This window comes from Frigoribacterium salinisoli (assembly GCF_054781095.1).
The window spans coordinates 81,052-94,919 of sequence record NZ_BAAGVB010000003.1 but is presented as its reverse complement, the minus strand read 5'-3'; the positions used below and the strand labels follow the sequence as shown (position 1 = coordinate 94,919).

13 protein-coding genes are annotated in these 13,868 nt (G+C 72.9%); 5 read left to right on the top strand and 8 right to left on the bottom strand.

The features are described 5' to 3' along the window. Positions 1 to 69 precede the first annotated feature (69 nt). Entirely contained in the window at positions 70 to 1,365 is a 1,296-nt protein-coding gene (locus tag ACYVHQ_RS08500; RefSeq protein ID WP_460512048.1) for a DUF4032 domain-containing protein, read from the bottom strand. A gap of 94 nt (positions 1,366 to 1,459) precedes the next feature. Further along, complete coding sequence (locus ACYVHQ_RS08495) at positions 1,460 to 2,560, bottom strand: ABC transporter ATP-binding protein (RefSeq protein ID WP_460512047.1); 1,101 nt, start codon at positions 2,558 to 2,560, stop codon at positions 1,460 to 1,462. A gap of 270 nt (positions 2,561 to 2,830) precedes the next feature. Between ACYVHQ_RS08495 and ACYVHQ_RS08490 the strand changes: the two genes are divergently transcribed. Further along, the gene (locus tag ACYVHQ_RS08490; protein ID WP_460512046.1) at positions 2,831 to 3,829 is read left to right on the top strand and encodes a DsbA family protein; all 999 of its coding nucleotides are present in this window, start codon (positions 2,831 to 2,833) and stop codon (positions 3,827 to 3,829) included. 40 nt (positions 3,830 to 3,869) lie between these two features. Here ACYVHQ_RS08490 and ACYVHQ_RS08485 read toward each other — a convergent pair whose 3' ends face one another. Continuing rightward, positions 3,870 to 4,418: a metallophosphoesterase family protein gene (locus ACYVHQ_RS08485; protein ID WP_460512044.1), complete on the bottom strand. Its 549-nt coding sequence runs from the start codon at positions 4,416 to 4,418 to the stop codon at positions 3,870 to 3,872. A gap of 120 nt (positions 4,419 to 4,538) precedes the next feature. Between ACYVHQ_RS08485 and ACYVHQ_RS08480 the strand changes: the two genes are divergently transcribed. From ACYVHQ_RS08480 to ACYVHQ_RS08470, 3 genes are all read left to right on the top strand, one after another. Continuing rightward, positions 4,539 to 5,678: an AI-2E family transporter gene (locus tag ACYVHQ_RS08480; protein WP_460512042.1), complete on the top strand. Its 1,140-nt coding sequence runs from the start codon at positions 4,539 to 4,541 to the stop codon at positions 5,676 to 5,678. Positions 5,679 to 5,931: 253 nt separating this feature from the next. After that, complete coding sequence (locus tag ACYVHQ_RS08475; protein WP_460512574.1) at positions 5,932 to 7,614, top strand: MDR family MFS transporter; 1,683 nt, start codon at positions 5,932 to 5,934, stop codon at positions 7,612 to 7,614. Then, a complete protein-coding gene (locus ACYVHQ_RS08470; RefSeq protein ID WP_460512040.1) occupies positions 7,583 to 8,110 on the top strand; it encodes a MarR family winged helix-turn-helix transcriptional regulator in 528 nt (175 codons plus the stop codon). The genes ACYVHQ_RS08475 and ACYVHQ_RS08470 overlap by 32 nt, the downstream gene beginning before the upstream one ends. A 156-nt stretch (positions 8,111 to 8,266) precedes the next feature. Here the strand turns inward: ACYVHQ_RS08470 and ACYVHQ_RS08465 are convergent, their stop codons facing one another. Both ACYVHQ_RS08465 and ACYVHQ_RS08460 read right to left on the bottom strand, forming a co-directional pair. Next, the gene (locus ACYVHQ_RS08465) at positions 8,267 to 9,319 is read right to left on the bottom strand and encodes an NAD(P)-dependent alcohol dehydrogenase (protein ID WP_460512038.1); all 1,053 of its coding nucleotides are present in this window, start codon (positions 9,317 to 9,319) and stop codon (positions 8,267 to 8,269) included. Positions 9,320 to 9,514: 195 nt separating this feature from the next. Beyond that, positions 9,515 to 10,456 (bottom strand): ROK family protein, encoded by a 942-nt coding sequence (locus ACYVHQ_RS08460; protein ID WP_460512037.1) that lies wholly within the window; start codon positions 10,454 to 10,456, stop codon positions 9,515 to 9,517. 136 nt (positions 10,457 to 10,592) lie between these two features. Between ACYVHQ_RS08460 and ACYVHQ_RS08455 the strand changes: the two genes are divergently transcribed. Then, entirely contained in the window at positions 10,593 to 11,486 is an 894-nt protein-coding gene (locus tag ACYVHQ_RS08455; RefSeq protein WP_460512035.1) for a carbohydrate kinase family protein, read from the top strand. Positions 11,487 to 11,745: 259 nt separating this feature from the next. Here the strand turns inward: ACYVHQ_RS08455 and ypfJ are convergent, their stop codons facing one another. The 3 genes from ypfJ to ACYVHQ_RS08440 all read right to left on the bottom strand — a co-directional run bounded on the left by ypfJ (position 11,746) and on the right by ACYVHQ_RS08440 (position 13,765). Then, positions 11,746 to 12,645: a KPN_02809 family neutral zinc metallopeptidase gene (gene ypfJ / locus ACYVHQ_RS08450; RefSeq protein WP_460512033.1), complete on the bottom strand. Its 900-nt coding sequence runs from the start codon at positions 12,643 to 12,645 to the stop codon at positions 11,746 to 11,748. A gap of 117 nt (positions 12,646 to 12,762) precedes the next feature. Beyond that, the gene (locus ACYVHQ_RS08445) at positions 12,763 to 13,206 is read right to left on the bottom strand and encodes an OsmC family peroxiredoxin (protein WP_460512031.1); all 444 of its coding nucleotides are present in this window, start codon (positions 13,204 to 13,206) and stop codon (positions 12,763 to 12,765) included. A gap of 64 nt (positions 13,207 to 13,270) precedes the next feature. Next, the gene (locus ACYVHQ_RS08440) at positions 13,271 to 13,765 is read right to left on the bottom strand and encodes a MarR family winged helix-turn-helix transcriptional regulator (RefSeq protein WP_460512029.1); all 495 of its coding nucleotides are present in this window, start codon (positions 13,763 to 13,765) and stop codon (positions 13,271 to 13,273) included. Positions 13,766 to 13,868 lie beyond the last annotated feature (103 nt).

Here is a 13,868-nt window from a genome sequence, read left to right as displayed (position 1 = left end):
ACCCGCGGTCGCCCCACGACGCCCGCCCTCCCCGACCAGCGGGGAGGGCGGGCGTCGACGCGTGCGGGGTCAGACCTTGCTGCGCCAGTCCTCCTCGACCTCGTCGTCGTCCAGGTCGGCGGCCGTCGGCAGCGTGATGGCACCGGTGACGGGCGCGATGACGGTCTGCTCGTCGCGGCGGTGGCGGAGCACGTCGTTGACGTACGAGGTCAGGGCCTCGGCGAGGGGCACGTCGCGGTCCTGCGCCTGGGACTGGTACCAGCGGTGCTCGAGCAGCTGGTGGAACACCTCGGCCGGCTCGAGCTTGCCGCGCAGGTCGCGCGGGACGCTCCGCACCACGGGCTCGAACACGCGGGCCGTCCACTCGTGCGCCACCATCTCCTCGTCGAGCGTCGACCGGTCGCCCTTCGAGCGGTAGGCGTCGAGGTCGTTGAGCAGGCGCCGCGCCTGGTTCTCCTCGACGTCGAGGCCGGTGAGGCGCAGCAGCCGACGGGAGTGGTGGCCGGCGTCGACGACCTTCGGCTGGATCTTCACCTGGGTGCCGCCCGCGGTCGTGCGGATCGCCAGCTCCTCGATGTCGAAGCCGAGGTCGTTGAGGCGCTCGACGCGGTCGTTGATCCGCCAGCGCTCGGACTCGTCGAAGGTCTCGGTGCCCGTGAGCTCGACCCACAGGCTGCGGTACTTCGCGACGATGCCGTTGCTCACGTCGACGGGGTCGAGGTTGTCGTCGAGGCGGCCCCCGGCCTCGAGGTCGAGCAGCTCGCCGGCGATGTTGACGCGGGCGACCTCGAGGTCGTTCTCGCGTTGGCCGTTGGAGAGCCCGCCCGGGTACAGCTTGCCCGTCTCGGCGTCGACGAGGTAGGCGGCGAAGGCGCCCGCGTCGCGCCGGAACAGCGTGTTCGACAGAGAGACGTCGCCCCAGTAGAAGCCGATCACGTGCAGGCGCACGAGCAGCAGCGCCAGCGCGTCGACGAGCCGCTTGGCGGTGTCGGGCCGCAGGGTCTGCGAGTAGAGCGCCCGGTAGGGCAGCGAGAACTTGAGGTGCCGGGTCACGAGCACCGGGTCGAGGGGGGCGCCGTCGGCGTCGCGCCGGTTGGTGATGACGGCGAGCGGGTCGACGCAGGGGATGTCCATGCGCTGGAGCGTGCGGAGCATCTCGTACTCGCCCCGCGCCATCTCGCCCGAGGTCTCCTTGATGGCGATCACGTAGCCGCTCAGGTGCGCGAAGCGCACGAGGTGACGGGAGATGCCCTTCGGCAGGGCGGCGATGGCCTCGTCGGGCCACGCGTCCAGGGGCAGCGACCAGGGCAGGTCGAGCAGGGCGGGATCGGCCGTGGCCGACGTGATGTTCAGGGAGTCGCTCATGGGGCCTTCCGGCGGTGCGGGGAACGGGGACGGCCCGCCACGGCCTCCGGGACGGTGCTCGGAGGCGCGTGACGGGCCGGTCGGTGCGGTGGCGTCAGGCGCTGACGACGGCCTGGTCGCCCAGGCGCTCGCCGCTCTCGCTGTCGAACACGTGCACGTGGTGCGCCTGCGGGGTGATGTGGATCGTCTCGCCCAGCTTCGGGTGGTTGCGGCCGTCGACGCGCACGACGATGTCGACGCGGGCGCCGTTCACCTCCGTGTGGCCGTAGAGGTAGCCGTCGGCGCCGAGCTCCTCGACGACGTCGACCGTGACCGCGAGGCCCTGGCCGTCCGTGTTGACGACGACGTCCTCCGGACGGATGCCCACGGTGACGCTCGAGCCGGTGGCGCGGCCCACGACGTCGCGGTCGACGCTCGTGACGGCCGTGCCGAACTGGATGCCGCCGTCGACGACGTCGGCGGGCAGGAGGTTCATGGCGGGGGAGCCGATGAAGCCGGCGACGAAGACGTTCTGCGGCTTCTCGTAGAGGTCGCGGGGGGTGCCGACCTGCTGCAGGATGCCGTCCTTGAGGACCGCGATGCGGTCGCCCATCGTGAGCGCCTCGGTCTGGTCGTGGGTGACGTACACCGTCGTGACGCCGAGGCGGCGCTGCAGGGAGGCGATCTGGGTGCGGGTCTGGACGCGGAGCTTGGCGTCGAGGTTCGACAGCGGCTCGTCCATGAGGAACACCTGGGGCTGGCGCACGATGGCGCGGCCCATGGCCACGCGCTGGCGCTGGCCGCCCGAGAGGGCCTTCGGCTTGCGCGAGAGGTAGGGCTCGAGGTCGAGCAGCTTCGCGGCCTCGAGGACGCGGCTGGCGCGCTCCTCCTTGCCGACGCCGGCGATCTTGAGGGCGAAGCCCATGTTCTCGGCGACGGTCATGTGCGGGTAGAGCGCGTAGTTCTGGAACACCATCGCGATGTCGCGGTCCTTCGGCGGCACGTCGGTGACGTTGCGGTCGCCGATGTAGATGTCGCCGCTGTTGACCTCTTCGAGGCCGGCGAGCATGCGGAGGGTGGTCGACTTGCCACAGCCCGAGGGGCCGACGAGGACGAGGAACTCGCCGTCCGCGACCTCGAGGTCGATCGCGTCGACCGCGGGGCGGGTCGAGCCCGGGTACAGACGGGTGGCCTTGCTGAACGTCACTGACGCCATGATCTCTTTCTCCTTCACCGGCAGGTACGTGCCGGACGATCCGTTGTGATGGACGGCGATCGACCGTGAGGGTCCACGATGACCGCTCTTGACAGCATGGCACAAGGACGGGCGGGTGCAGGGGTCCGATCGCTCGACTTGGACATCTCGCAGGTGCGGACCGTACGATCCCCTGGGCCCTGCGACGCGCACGGAGGGCCCGCGATCACCCCGATCACGCCCCCAGAACGACGGCGCGACGCCTCGCGTCGCGCAGCGGAGACCTCCCTCATGACCGAGAACGACCAGCCCACGGGCGAGCTCAGCACGAACCAGCGCCGAGCGGCCGCCCGCGAGAAGGCCAGGGTGGCCCGCACGAAGCAGAAGCGACGCCAGAAGGCGACGAGGTGGGCCCTCCAGGGCGGCCTCGTGCTCGTGCTCGTGGCCGCGGTCGTCGCGGTGGTCCTCGTGATCAGCAACGGCGTGCGCCCCGCGGGCCCCGGCCCCGAGAACATGGCCAGCGACGGGATCAAGATCGGGGAGGGCTTCCAGGCGGTCCCCACCGAGGCCCTGGGCCCCGACGACGAGCCGACGCCCAGCGAGACGTCGGAGACCGCCGACACCGTCGACATCGTCGTCTACCTCGACTACCTCTGCCCGATCTGCGGCCAGTTCGAGGCGGCCAACAACGACTACCTCGCCGGGCTCGTCGAGTCAGGGGCGGCGACCGTCGAGTACCACCCGGTCGCGATCCTCACGAACCGCTCCGGCGGGACCCGCTACTCCGACCGCGCGGCCAACGCGGCCGCCTGCGTCGCGAACTACTCGCCCGGGTCGTTCTTCGACGTCAACGCCGCGCTCTTCGAATCGCAGCCCGAGGAGGGCTCGCGGGGCCTCGACGACGCGGGCCTGAAGGACGTCGTCACCGGCGTCGCGGGCCTGCAGCAGACGGGCCTGATCGAGCGCTGCATCGACGAGGAGCAGTTCGGTTCGTGGGTCTCCGCGGCCACGCAGCGCGCCGTCGACGGCCCGATCCCGAACAGCGACGTCGACGCCCTCCGCGGCACGCCGCTGATCCTCGTCGACGGGCAGCGCTACGACTTCAGCACGCCGTTCACGCAGGAGGAGTTCAGCAACTTCGTCGTGACGGCCGCCGGCAACAGCTACTCCGAGTCCTCGACGGCCACGCCGACGCCTACCCCCGCCCCGAGCGACGAGCCCGAGGCCGACGAGCCCGAGACCACCGCCACGGCCGAGCCCGACCCGGCGGAGGAGCAGCCCGCCTCCTGACCCGGGCCTGCGTGGCCCGCGCGGCCTCCGAGTCCCGCGGTCAGCTCCGGAACCGCGGGTGCGGCCGCACGCGGGGCTCCTTCGGCGGCGTGGGCAGCGGGTGCAGGACGACGTCGCGGACCGCGCCCTCGTCGAGCACCAGCGACAGCCACGTGGCCTGCGGCTGGCGCCGCTTGTCGGTGGGGGAGCCGGGGTTGAGCAGGCGCAGCCCGGCCGGCGTCGTGGTGTCCCACGGGATGTGGCTGTGGCCGAACAACAGCAGGTCGAGGTCGCGGAACCTCCGGTCCACGCGGCGCTCGCGCCCCTCCCGCGCACCGGTCTCGTGCACGACCGCCAGGCGGACGCCGTCCACGGTCGCGGTGGCGACCTCGGGGAACCGGTCGCGGACCTCCTGCCCGTCGTTGTTGCCGTGCACGGCGAGCAGCCGCCGCGAGCGGCGCTCGAACTCCTCGACGAGCGGCAGGCCGTCCCAGTCGCCCGCGTGCACGACGAGGTCGGCGGTCTCGACGGCGTGCCAGAGGAACGGCGGCACGGCGCGGGCCTTCTGCGGGACGTGGGTGTCGGACACGACGACGACGGTGGTGGGCACGGGTCGACGCTAGCCTCGTGCTGACGCACCCGGGCCAGCGGGCCCGCCACGGGGTTGAGTGGGGCCGTGCGGCGTCGGCCCGCGCCGCCCATGCACGAGCACGAGAGAGACGAGGACCGCGTGGCACTCTTCCGCAGTCACCACCCCGAGGGGAAGCAGGCCGAGCGGGCCGTGTCGGAGATCGGCGGCATCTGGTCCGACCCCTTCGGCAAGCTGGCCAGCAGGGCCGTGCAGGTCATCGTCGTGGTGGTCGTGCTCGCCGCGCTGATCTTCGCGTTCCAGACCCTGAGCCTGGTGACGATCCCCGTCATCATCGCCCTCATCTTCGCCTCGGCCCTGCACCCCTTCGTCGGGTGGCTGCGGCGCCACAAGGTGCCCTCGGTCCTCGCGACGGTCATCGCGCTGCTGGCCGTGCTCGTCGTGCTCGGCCTCGTCACGTGGCTGATCGTCACCGCGGTCGAGGACCAGTGGAGCGACCTCCGCGACTCGGCCGTCGAGGGCTTCGGGCAGCTGCAGGACTTCGTCACCACGCTGCCCTTCTCGATCAGCGACGCGCAGATCGAGGATGTCACGGACACGGCGACCGACTTCGTCACCAGCGCCCAGTTCGGCTCGGGCGCGCTCGCCGGCGTCTCGGCCACCGCGAACTTCCTCACCGGGCTCGTGCTGATGATCGTGGTGCTGTTCTTCTTCCTCAAGGACGGCCCGCAGCTCTGGGAGTTCCTCCTGCGCCCCTTCAAGGGTCAGCAGTACGCCCGTGGCCGCCGGATCGGCGACCGCGTGGTCAGCACCCTGGGCGGATACGTCCGCGGCACCGCGACCGTGGCCGCGGTCGACGCGGTCGGCATCGGCGTCGGCCTGCTCATCGTGGGCGTCCCGCTGGCGATCCCGCTCGCGGTGGTCGTCTTCATCACCGCGTTCATCCCCCTCGTCGGTGCCACCGCGGCCGGCATCCTCGCCGCCCTCGTGGCGCTCGTCGCGCTGGGCCCGGTCAAGGCGCTGATCGTGGTCGGCATCGTGGTCCTCGTCAACCAGCTCGAGGGCAACTTCCTGCAGCCGGTCCTCATGGGGCGCACGCTCAAGCTGCACGGCCTCGTGATCCTCGTCGGCCTGACCGCGGGCACGGTGCTCGGCGGCATCGTCGGCGCCGTCCTCTCGGTGCCGCTCCTGGCCGCCGGCTGGGGCGTCGTGCAGGTCTGGAACGGCGAGCACCAGCCCGCCGAGATGTGGCGGAAGAAGCGACCGGAGGAGGTCCGCTAGGACCGCTGGACGTCCGTCGGCGACGGACGGGGCCGAGAGGGCCGGGGCGCAGCTGCCCCGGCCCTCCGTCGTCCGCGGGCCTCCTGGTGCCCTGGGAAGAGTGCACGATCTGCAGGAAGATGGTTGCGTTCCGTCAACTTCCGCGTATGGTTGACAGATCGCAACTGATTCCTGGAGGAACGCACCCGTGACGCAGAGCACCACCTCGGCGAGCCAGACGGCCGCCCCGCACGAACCGGGCGAGGCGCCCGGCATGAGCCACCGCGAGGTCCTCACCGCCCTCTCCGGGCTGCTGATGGGCATGCTCGTGGCGATCCTGTCGTCGACCGTCGTGTCGACCTCGCTGCCCCGCATCGTCAGCGACCTCAACGGCAGCCAGACGTCGTACACCTGGGTCATCACCGCGACCCTGCTCGCCACCACCGTGAGCACGCCCCTCTGGGGCAAGTTCTCGGACCTCACGAACCGCAAGATCCTCCTGCAGGCGGCCCTCGTCCTCTTCGTGCTGGCCTCGGTCGCCGCCGGGTTCTCGCAGGACACCGCGACCCTCATCACCTTCCGCGTCTTCCAGGGCCTGGGGGCGGGCGGCCTGACGGCCCTCGTGCAGGTCGTCATGAGCGACATCATCAGCCCGCGCGAGCGCGGCCGCTACATGGGCTACCTCGGCGCCGTCATGAGCGTCGGCACCATCGGCGGTCCACTGCTGGGCGGCGTCCTCACCGACACCATCGGCTGGCGCTGGAACTTCTTCGTCGGCGTGCCCGTCGGCATCGCGGCGCTCATCGTGATCCAGCGCACGCTGCACCTGCCCGCCAAGCCGAAGAAGAAGGTCGTCGTCGACTACTGGGGCGCGAGCCTCATCGCGGGCGGCGTCTCGCTGCTGCTCATCTGGGTGTCGCTCGGCGGCAAGCAGTTCGAGTGGAACAGCGCCGCCAGCTGGCTCATGGGCGTCGGGGCGGCCGTGCTCCTCGCGCTCGCCGTGCTCGTCGAGTTCCGCACCGCCGAGCCGATCATCCCGCTCTCGCTCTTCAGGGACCGCACCTTCACCTTCGCGGTCGTCGCCTCGCTCAGCGTCGGCGTCGCCATGTTCGGCACGAGCGTCTTCCTCGGCCAGTACATGCAGCTCGCGCGCGGTCAGTCGCCCACCATGGCGGGCATCCTGACCCTGCCGATGGTGCTGGGCCTCCTGCTCTCGTCGATGGTCGCCGGTGCGCTGATCTCGAAGCACGGCCACTGGAAGCCCTACATGATCGTCGGGTCGGTCCTGCTCGCCGCGGGCCTGTTCCTCATGGGCACCATCGAGTACGACACCGCGTTCTGGGTCGTGTCCATCTACATGGCGCTCATGGGCATCGGCATCGGCATGGTCATGCAGAACCTCGTGCTCGTCGTGCAGAACTCCGTCGACGTCAGCGTCGTCGGTGCGGCGTCGTCGACGGTCGCGTTCTTCCGCAGCCTCGGCGGCACCATCGGCGTCTCGATCATGGGCGCCGTGCTCGGCACCAAGGTCTCCGGCTACATCACCGAGGGCCTCACCGACGCCGGGGTCGACCCCAGCGCGCTCGGCAGCGGACAGTCCACGACGAGCATCCCCGACCTGAGCACCGTCCCCGGGCCGATCCGCACCATCATCGAGTCCGCCTACGGGCAGGGCGTGGCCGACGTGTTCCTCATCGCGGCTCCGCTCGCGATCGTCACCATCGTGTTCGTCTGCCTCCTGCCGAACGTCGAGCTCGGCACCAAGTCCGGCATCCAGCGCGCCGCCGAGGGCGGCACCACCGCCCCGACCGAGGGCGGAACGCCGGCCACCGAGACGGGGGCCGTCGACACCGTCATCGCGACGCAGGCCGCCGAGGTGGCGGGGCACCCCGCCGAGCACCGCGAGCCGGTGGAGGATGGTCGTCATGACCCGCAGCACGGCAGCCAGCGCCACTGATCCCGCCCCGGGCGACCGGGTCGGCACGGCACCTGCCGCGTCGGCCCTGCCCGTGCCGGGCGACGACGACCGCGAGGGCGTCATGGCGACGGTCGTCGACGAGGTGAGCACCCTGCTCGTCACGGCGAAGAAGACCGTGCAGGACGCCGCCACGCGCTTCGACGTCGAGCTGCCGCCCAGTGCGTTCTACGTGCTCCGCTACGTCGCCAAGCACGGGCCCTGCGCCTCCGGCGACGTGGCCCGCGCGATGAACATGGACAAGAGCGCCGTCAGCCGGCAGGTGACGTCGCTGCGCGAGCACGGCTACGTCGACGTCGTGGCCGACTCCTCCGACGGAAGGGTGCTCCTGCTCACCGTCACCGAGCGGGCGACCGAGCGGCTGCTGGCCGTCCGGCACGAGCACCGCGCCACGTTCCGCAGCCACGTCGACGGCTGGACCGACGACGAGCTCCGCGAGTTCGCCGGGTGGCTGCGGCGCTTCAACGGGACGGACTGACCGGGCGGCTCGCAGGAGGCTCGGGGCCGGGCTGGTGCGCGCCTCCTGCCCGCCCGCCGGGCTGGTGCGCGCCTCCTGCCCGCAGCCTCCTGCCCCGCGCACGACGAAGGCCCCCTCCCGATCGGGAGGGGGCCTTCGTGCGTCAGGAGGCGCGGGTCACGACGCGGGGATCGTGGCCGTGTCGATGACGAAGCGGTAGCGCACCTTCGACGACACGACGCGCTCGTAGGCGTCGTCGACCTCGTCGGCCGAGATCGTCTCGACGGTCGCGCCGATGCCGTGCTCGGCGCAGAAGTCGAGCATCTCCTGCGTCTCGCGGATGCCGCCGATGTTGGAGCCGGCGAGGCTGCGGCGGCCCGTGATGAGCGAGCCCGCGCTGAACGACTGCGGGTTCTCGGGCAGGCCGACGAAGACCATCGTGCCGTTGAGGCGCAGCGTGCGCGCGTACGCGTCGATGTCCATGTCGGCCGAGATGGTGTTGACGATCAGGTCGAACGAGTCCTTCAGCTGGTCGAACGTGGTCGGGTCGCTCGAGGCGTAGTAGTGCTGCGCGCCGAACTCGGTGCCGTCGGCCTGCTTCGACAGGGTCTGGCTGATGACCGTGACCTCGGCGCCCATCGCGGCGGCGATCTTGACGGCCATGTGGCCGAGGCCGCCCATGCCGACGACCGCGACCTTCGTGCCGGGGCCGGCGCCCCAGTGCTTGAGGGGCGAGTAGGTGGTGATGCCGGCGCAGAGCAGCGGCGCGGCCTCGTCGAGCGAGATGCCCTCGGGGATCGACAGGACGTAGCGCTCGTCGGCGACGATCTCGGTGCTGTAGCCGCCGTAGGTCTCCTCGCCCGTGTACTCGCGGCCGTTGTAGGTCGCGACGTTGCCCTTGGTGCAGAACTGCTCCTCGCCCGCGAGGCAGTTCTCGCACTCGCGGCAGCTGTCGACGAAGCAGCCGATGCCGACGCGGTCGCCGACGGAGTGCCGCGTGACGGCCGAGCCGACCTCGGCGACGACGCCCGCGATCTCGTGGCCGGGGACCATGGGGAAGATCGCCTTGCCCCATTCCTCGCGGGCCTGGTGGATGTCGCTGTGGCAGATGCCGGCGTACGCGATCTCGATGCGGACGTCGTTCTCGCCGAGGTCGCGGCGCTCGATGGTGCGGCGCTCGAAGGGTGCGCCGGCGGACGGCGTGACCAGTGCGGAGACGGTGGTGGACACGGGGGACCTCCCTGGGTCGGGGTGGGGTGGGGGGCGTCCCTCGGCGACGGGCGTGGCTGTGCGCGACGGGCGTCGGGGGGACTGCACGAGCCTACGCCCGGGCAGGAGGCCGCGGCTGGGCGGTGCGGGCGCGCTGCGGTCCGCGGCCGGCCGCACGGTGGCGGGCCCGACCAGCCCACCGCGCAGGAGGCGCGCTCAGCCCAGCAGGTCCGCCTGCCACACCAGCGCGGCCGCCCCCACGAGCGGGCTCTCGTCGCTCAGCCCCGAGCGCACGACGCGGCAGTGCCGCGCGTACTCGTTCACCGGGGCCTCCTCGACGGTGGCCCGGACGAGGTCGAGGTAGTCGTCGCTCACCCGCGAGAAGCCGCCGCCGATGGCCGCGACCTCGAGGTCGAGCAGCGTCGCCACCGACGAGATGGCCTCGCCCACGGCGTTGGCGCTGCGCCGGACGGCCGCGACGGCGACCTCGTCGCCGGCCACGTAGTCGCGGGCGAGGTCCTCGCCGCGCTCGCCGTGCCAACCGCGCTCCTGCGCCCACGCCACGACGTTGGGGCCCGAGGCGATCTTCTCGAGCGTCGCGCGCAGCGCGCTCTCGCCCGCCGGGCGGTCCGCGATCTGGACCTGGCCGACGTGGCCGGCGTTGCCCGTGCCTCCTGAGAGCAGTCGGCCGTCGACCAGGAGGCCGCCTCCGACGCCCGTCGACACGGTGATGGCGATCGAGTTGTCGACGCCCTGCGTCGCACCCACCCAGTGCTCGGCGAGGGCGAGGGCGGTGCCGTCGAGCCGCAGCACGGTGGGGGCGGCGTCGGGCACGCTCGCCGCGACGAGGCCCTCGACGAGCTCGCGCAGCGGGTAGCCGCGCCAGGCGGGCAGGTTGATGGGCGAGACGGTGCCCGCCACGAGGTCGACGGGGCCTGCGCTGCCGATGCCGGTGCCCACGACGACGTCGCCCTCGCCGAGAGCGCCGAGGGCGTGCGCGACGACCTCGCGGACCGCGTCGGCGAGCTCGTCGGACGTGGCCTGTGGCCCGGTGGGACGCCGCGCACGGCTGTCGGGCGAGAGGGTGCCGTCGGCGGCCACGAGGGCCGCCTCGACCTTGGTCCCGCCGACGTCGACGGCGAGCGCGTACTGCTGCATGACCAGCAGGCTAGCGGCCCGGCTGCCCGGGGCGGGCAGGCTGGCCGTCCGCGCCCGGAGGGTGCCCGACGACGTGGGCGGGGTCGCCCCGGGGGAGCGGGTCGGCCCGCCCTGCGTGCGGGCTAGGGTGGCCGGCATGGACCAGTCCGCAGGCCGGGTCGTCGTCGTCGGCGACGCCCTCATCGACGAGCTCCGCACGCCCGAGGGCTCTGACGACCACGTCGGCGGAGCCGGGCTCAACGTCGCCGTGGGGCTGGCCCGTCTCGGTGTGCCGACGACGCTGCTCGCGTCGGTCGGCGACGACGCCGACGGGGCGAGCATCCGCGCGCACCTCGCCGAGCACGGCGTCGAGCTCGTCGCCACCGTCAACCCGCTCGGCACCGGCCGCGCCGTCTCCGAGCGCGTCGCCGGAGAGCCCACCTACGCCTTCACCGAGGCCGCCGTCGCGCGCACGCTCGACTTCTCGCCCGCGCAGGAGGCGGCGATCGCGACCGCCCCGCTCGTCGCGGTCAGCTCGTACCCCTTCGACGACCCGCACGCGACGGAGCGCCTGCTCCAGGTCGTGGGGGAGCGACCGCCGCGCCTCGCCGTCGACCCGAACCCGCGGCCGGGGTTCCTCCGCGACGCGGCCCGGTTCGCGACCGGCTTCGAGCGCGCCGCCCGGGTGGCCCTGCTCGTCAAGGTCGGCGAGGACGACGCGGCGCTCGTCGCGGGCTGCACCGTCGACGAGTGGCGCCGTCGCCTGATCGACGGCGGTGCGGGTGCCGTCGTGGCGACCTACGGGGCCGACGGCGCGACGCTCGAGCTGGCCGGCCACGAGCCGGTGCGGCGCCCGATCAGCGCGCTGCCCGGCGAGGTCGTCGACACCATGGGCGCGGGCGACGCGACCTTCGCCGCGCTCGTGGCGTCCCTCCTGGCGCAGACCACGGGGGCCGTCGGGACCGACTGGGCCGCCGCCCTCGAGCGCGCCATGGACGTCGCCGCCGCCACGGTGCGGGCGCCGGGGGCGCTGCTGCGGCAGCCGTCCTGACGGCCGCGGGCGGGCCTCCTGTCCTCCCCAGGTCCCGGCCGCCGTCCCCGGCCCCCGGCCCCCGGCCCCCGGCCCCGGCCCCGTCCCCGGGACGGTGTCCACGACACGCGGAGGGCGGGCGTTCGGCACCCACCGTTCGTGGGCGACGTCGAGGGGACGGTGTCCACGGTCGGTGCGTGCGGCACGACCTGACCGGCAGATCGTGGACACCCTCTGGCGACTCGTGCCCGCCGAGGGCGCTCGCGGCCAGGCCTCCGGGTCAGAGCTGCTCGCCGGGCACGGCGAAGGTGTCGCAGGCCGTCGCGCCCTGCTCGAACCCCTGCGTGAACCAGCGCTGGCGCTGCTCGGCCGAGCCGTGCGTCCACGAGTCGCTGTCGACCTCGCCGCCGGACGCCTCCTGGATGCGGTCGTCGCCGACCGTGGCCGCCGCGTCGAGCGCGTCCGTGATCTGCGCGTCCGTGATCGGCTCGAGGAAGGTCACGCCCTCGACGTCCTTCAGGCTCGACGCGGCACCCAGCCAGGCGCCCGCGTAGCAGTCCGCCTGCACCTCGAGGCGCACCGAGTCGGAGGTCGGCCCCGTGCCGCTCCGGTCCGCCCGCGCGAAGGCGCCCGTGAGCTGCTGCACGTGGTGGCCCCACTCGTGGCCGACGACGTAGAGCTGCGCGAGCGGGCCGGCGGTCGCGCCGTACTGCTGCCGCAGCTGGTCGAAGAAGTCGGTGTCGACGTAGAGGGCCTGGTCGGGCGGGCAGTAGAAGGGCCCCGTGGCGCTCGTCGCCCCGCCACAGCCCGTCGTCGTCGACGACGTGAAGAGGAAGAAGTCGGGCTCGACGTAGTCCCCGATGCCGAGGGTGGGGGCCTCGCGCTCCCAGTACACGTCGAGCGACGTGGCCGCACCGGCCATGCGGCACGAGATGTCCTCGTTGGCGTCCGCGCCGGTCTCGCACTGCCCGAGCTGCTCCCCCACGACGGGCTGGGCCCCGCTGCCTCCGACCCCGCCGCCCCCGACGAGCCGGCCGAGGTCGACGCCCGTGAACTGGGCGATGAGGAACACCGCGACGGCGGCGAGCGAGATGCCGCCCCCGGCGAGGCCGGCGGTGCGGCCGCGGCCTCGGCGGCGAACGGAGCTGCCGTCGATGCGGGCGTCGGGGTCGAACGTCATGTCGACGACGCTACTGCTCCGGCCGCGGCCCGGCCCGGCGCCCGCCGACCGCACGCGACGAGGGCGCCGCCTCCGGTCGGGACCGGGGGCGACGCCCTCGTGGGGGACGGACCGGGGCTACGCCTCGAGCTCGGCGTCGAGCGTGATCTCCACGCCGGTGAGCGCCTTGGAGACCGGGCAGGTCTCCTTCGCGTTCTGGGCCGCCTTCGCGAAGGCGTCGGCGTCGAGGCCGGAGACCTCGCCACGGACCGTGAGGTGGATGCCGGTCAGCATGAAGCCGCCGTTGGCCTTGTCCGGGCCGAGCGAGACGTCGGCCTTGACGTCGAGCGCCTCGACGGTGCCGCCGGCCTCGCCGAGGACGGCCGAGAACTGCATGGCGTAGCAGGCCGAGTGGGCCGCGCCGAGGAGCTCCTCGGGGCTGGTCGAGCCGTTGGCGTCGTCGGCGGCGCGCTTCGGGAACGAGACGTCGTAGGTGCCGATCTTGGAGCTGGTCAGCTCGACCTGGCCCTCGCCGGTCTCGAGGCTGCCGTTCCAAGCGGTGCGTGCGGTGCGCGTGGGCATGGGATCTCTCTTTCGTCAGGGTGGGAGCGGCGGCCGGAGGTCCGGGTCGCCGGGGTCGGTGGGGTCAGGGGGCGAGCGGGGTGCCGGGCGCGGGGGTGCCGGGCTCGTCGTCCGTGCCGCGCACGCTCGAGGCGAGCGTCGCGACGGCGCTCGTCAGCTGGGCGATCGCCTCGCGGTCGAGGCCGGTGGCGGCGCAGATGCGGTCGGGCACGCTGCCCACCTCGGCGCGCAGGGCGTCGCCCGAGGGGGTGAGGGCGACGACGACGCTGCGCTCGTCGGTGCGGGACCGCGAGCGCTCGACGAGTCCGGTGGCCTCGAGGCGGCGCAGCAGCGGCGACAGCGTGCCCGAGTCGAGCTGGAGGCGCCGGCCGAGCCCGGAGACGCTCGTCGTGCCGTCCTCCCACAGCACCAGCAGCACGAGGTACTGCGGGTAGGTGAGGCCGAAGGGGGCGAGCAGGTCGCGGTAGGTGGCCGTGATCGCCCGCGAGGCGGAGTAGAGCGCGAAGCAGATCTGCTCGTCGAGCAGGGGAGCGGCGGCGGCGGGGGCGGTCGTGGTCACGGGTCCGACGGTAACACAATTGTGCGCAACTCGATGGTGCACAACCCAACGATGTCCGCGGAACGAGACGACGGCGGGTCCCCTGCTGGGGACCCGCCGTCGT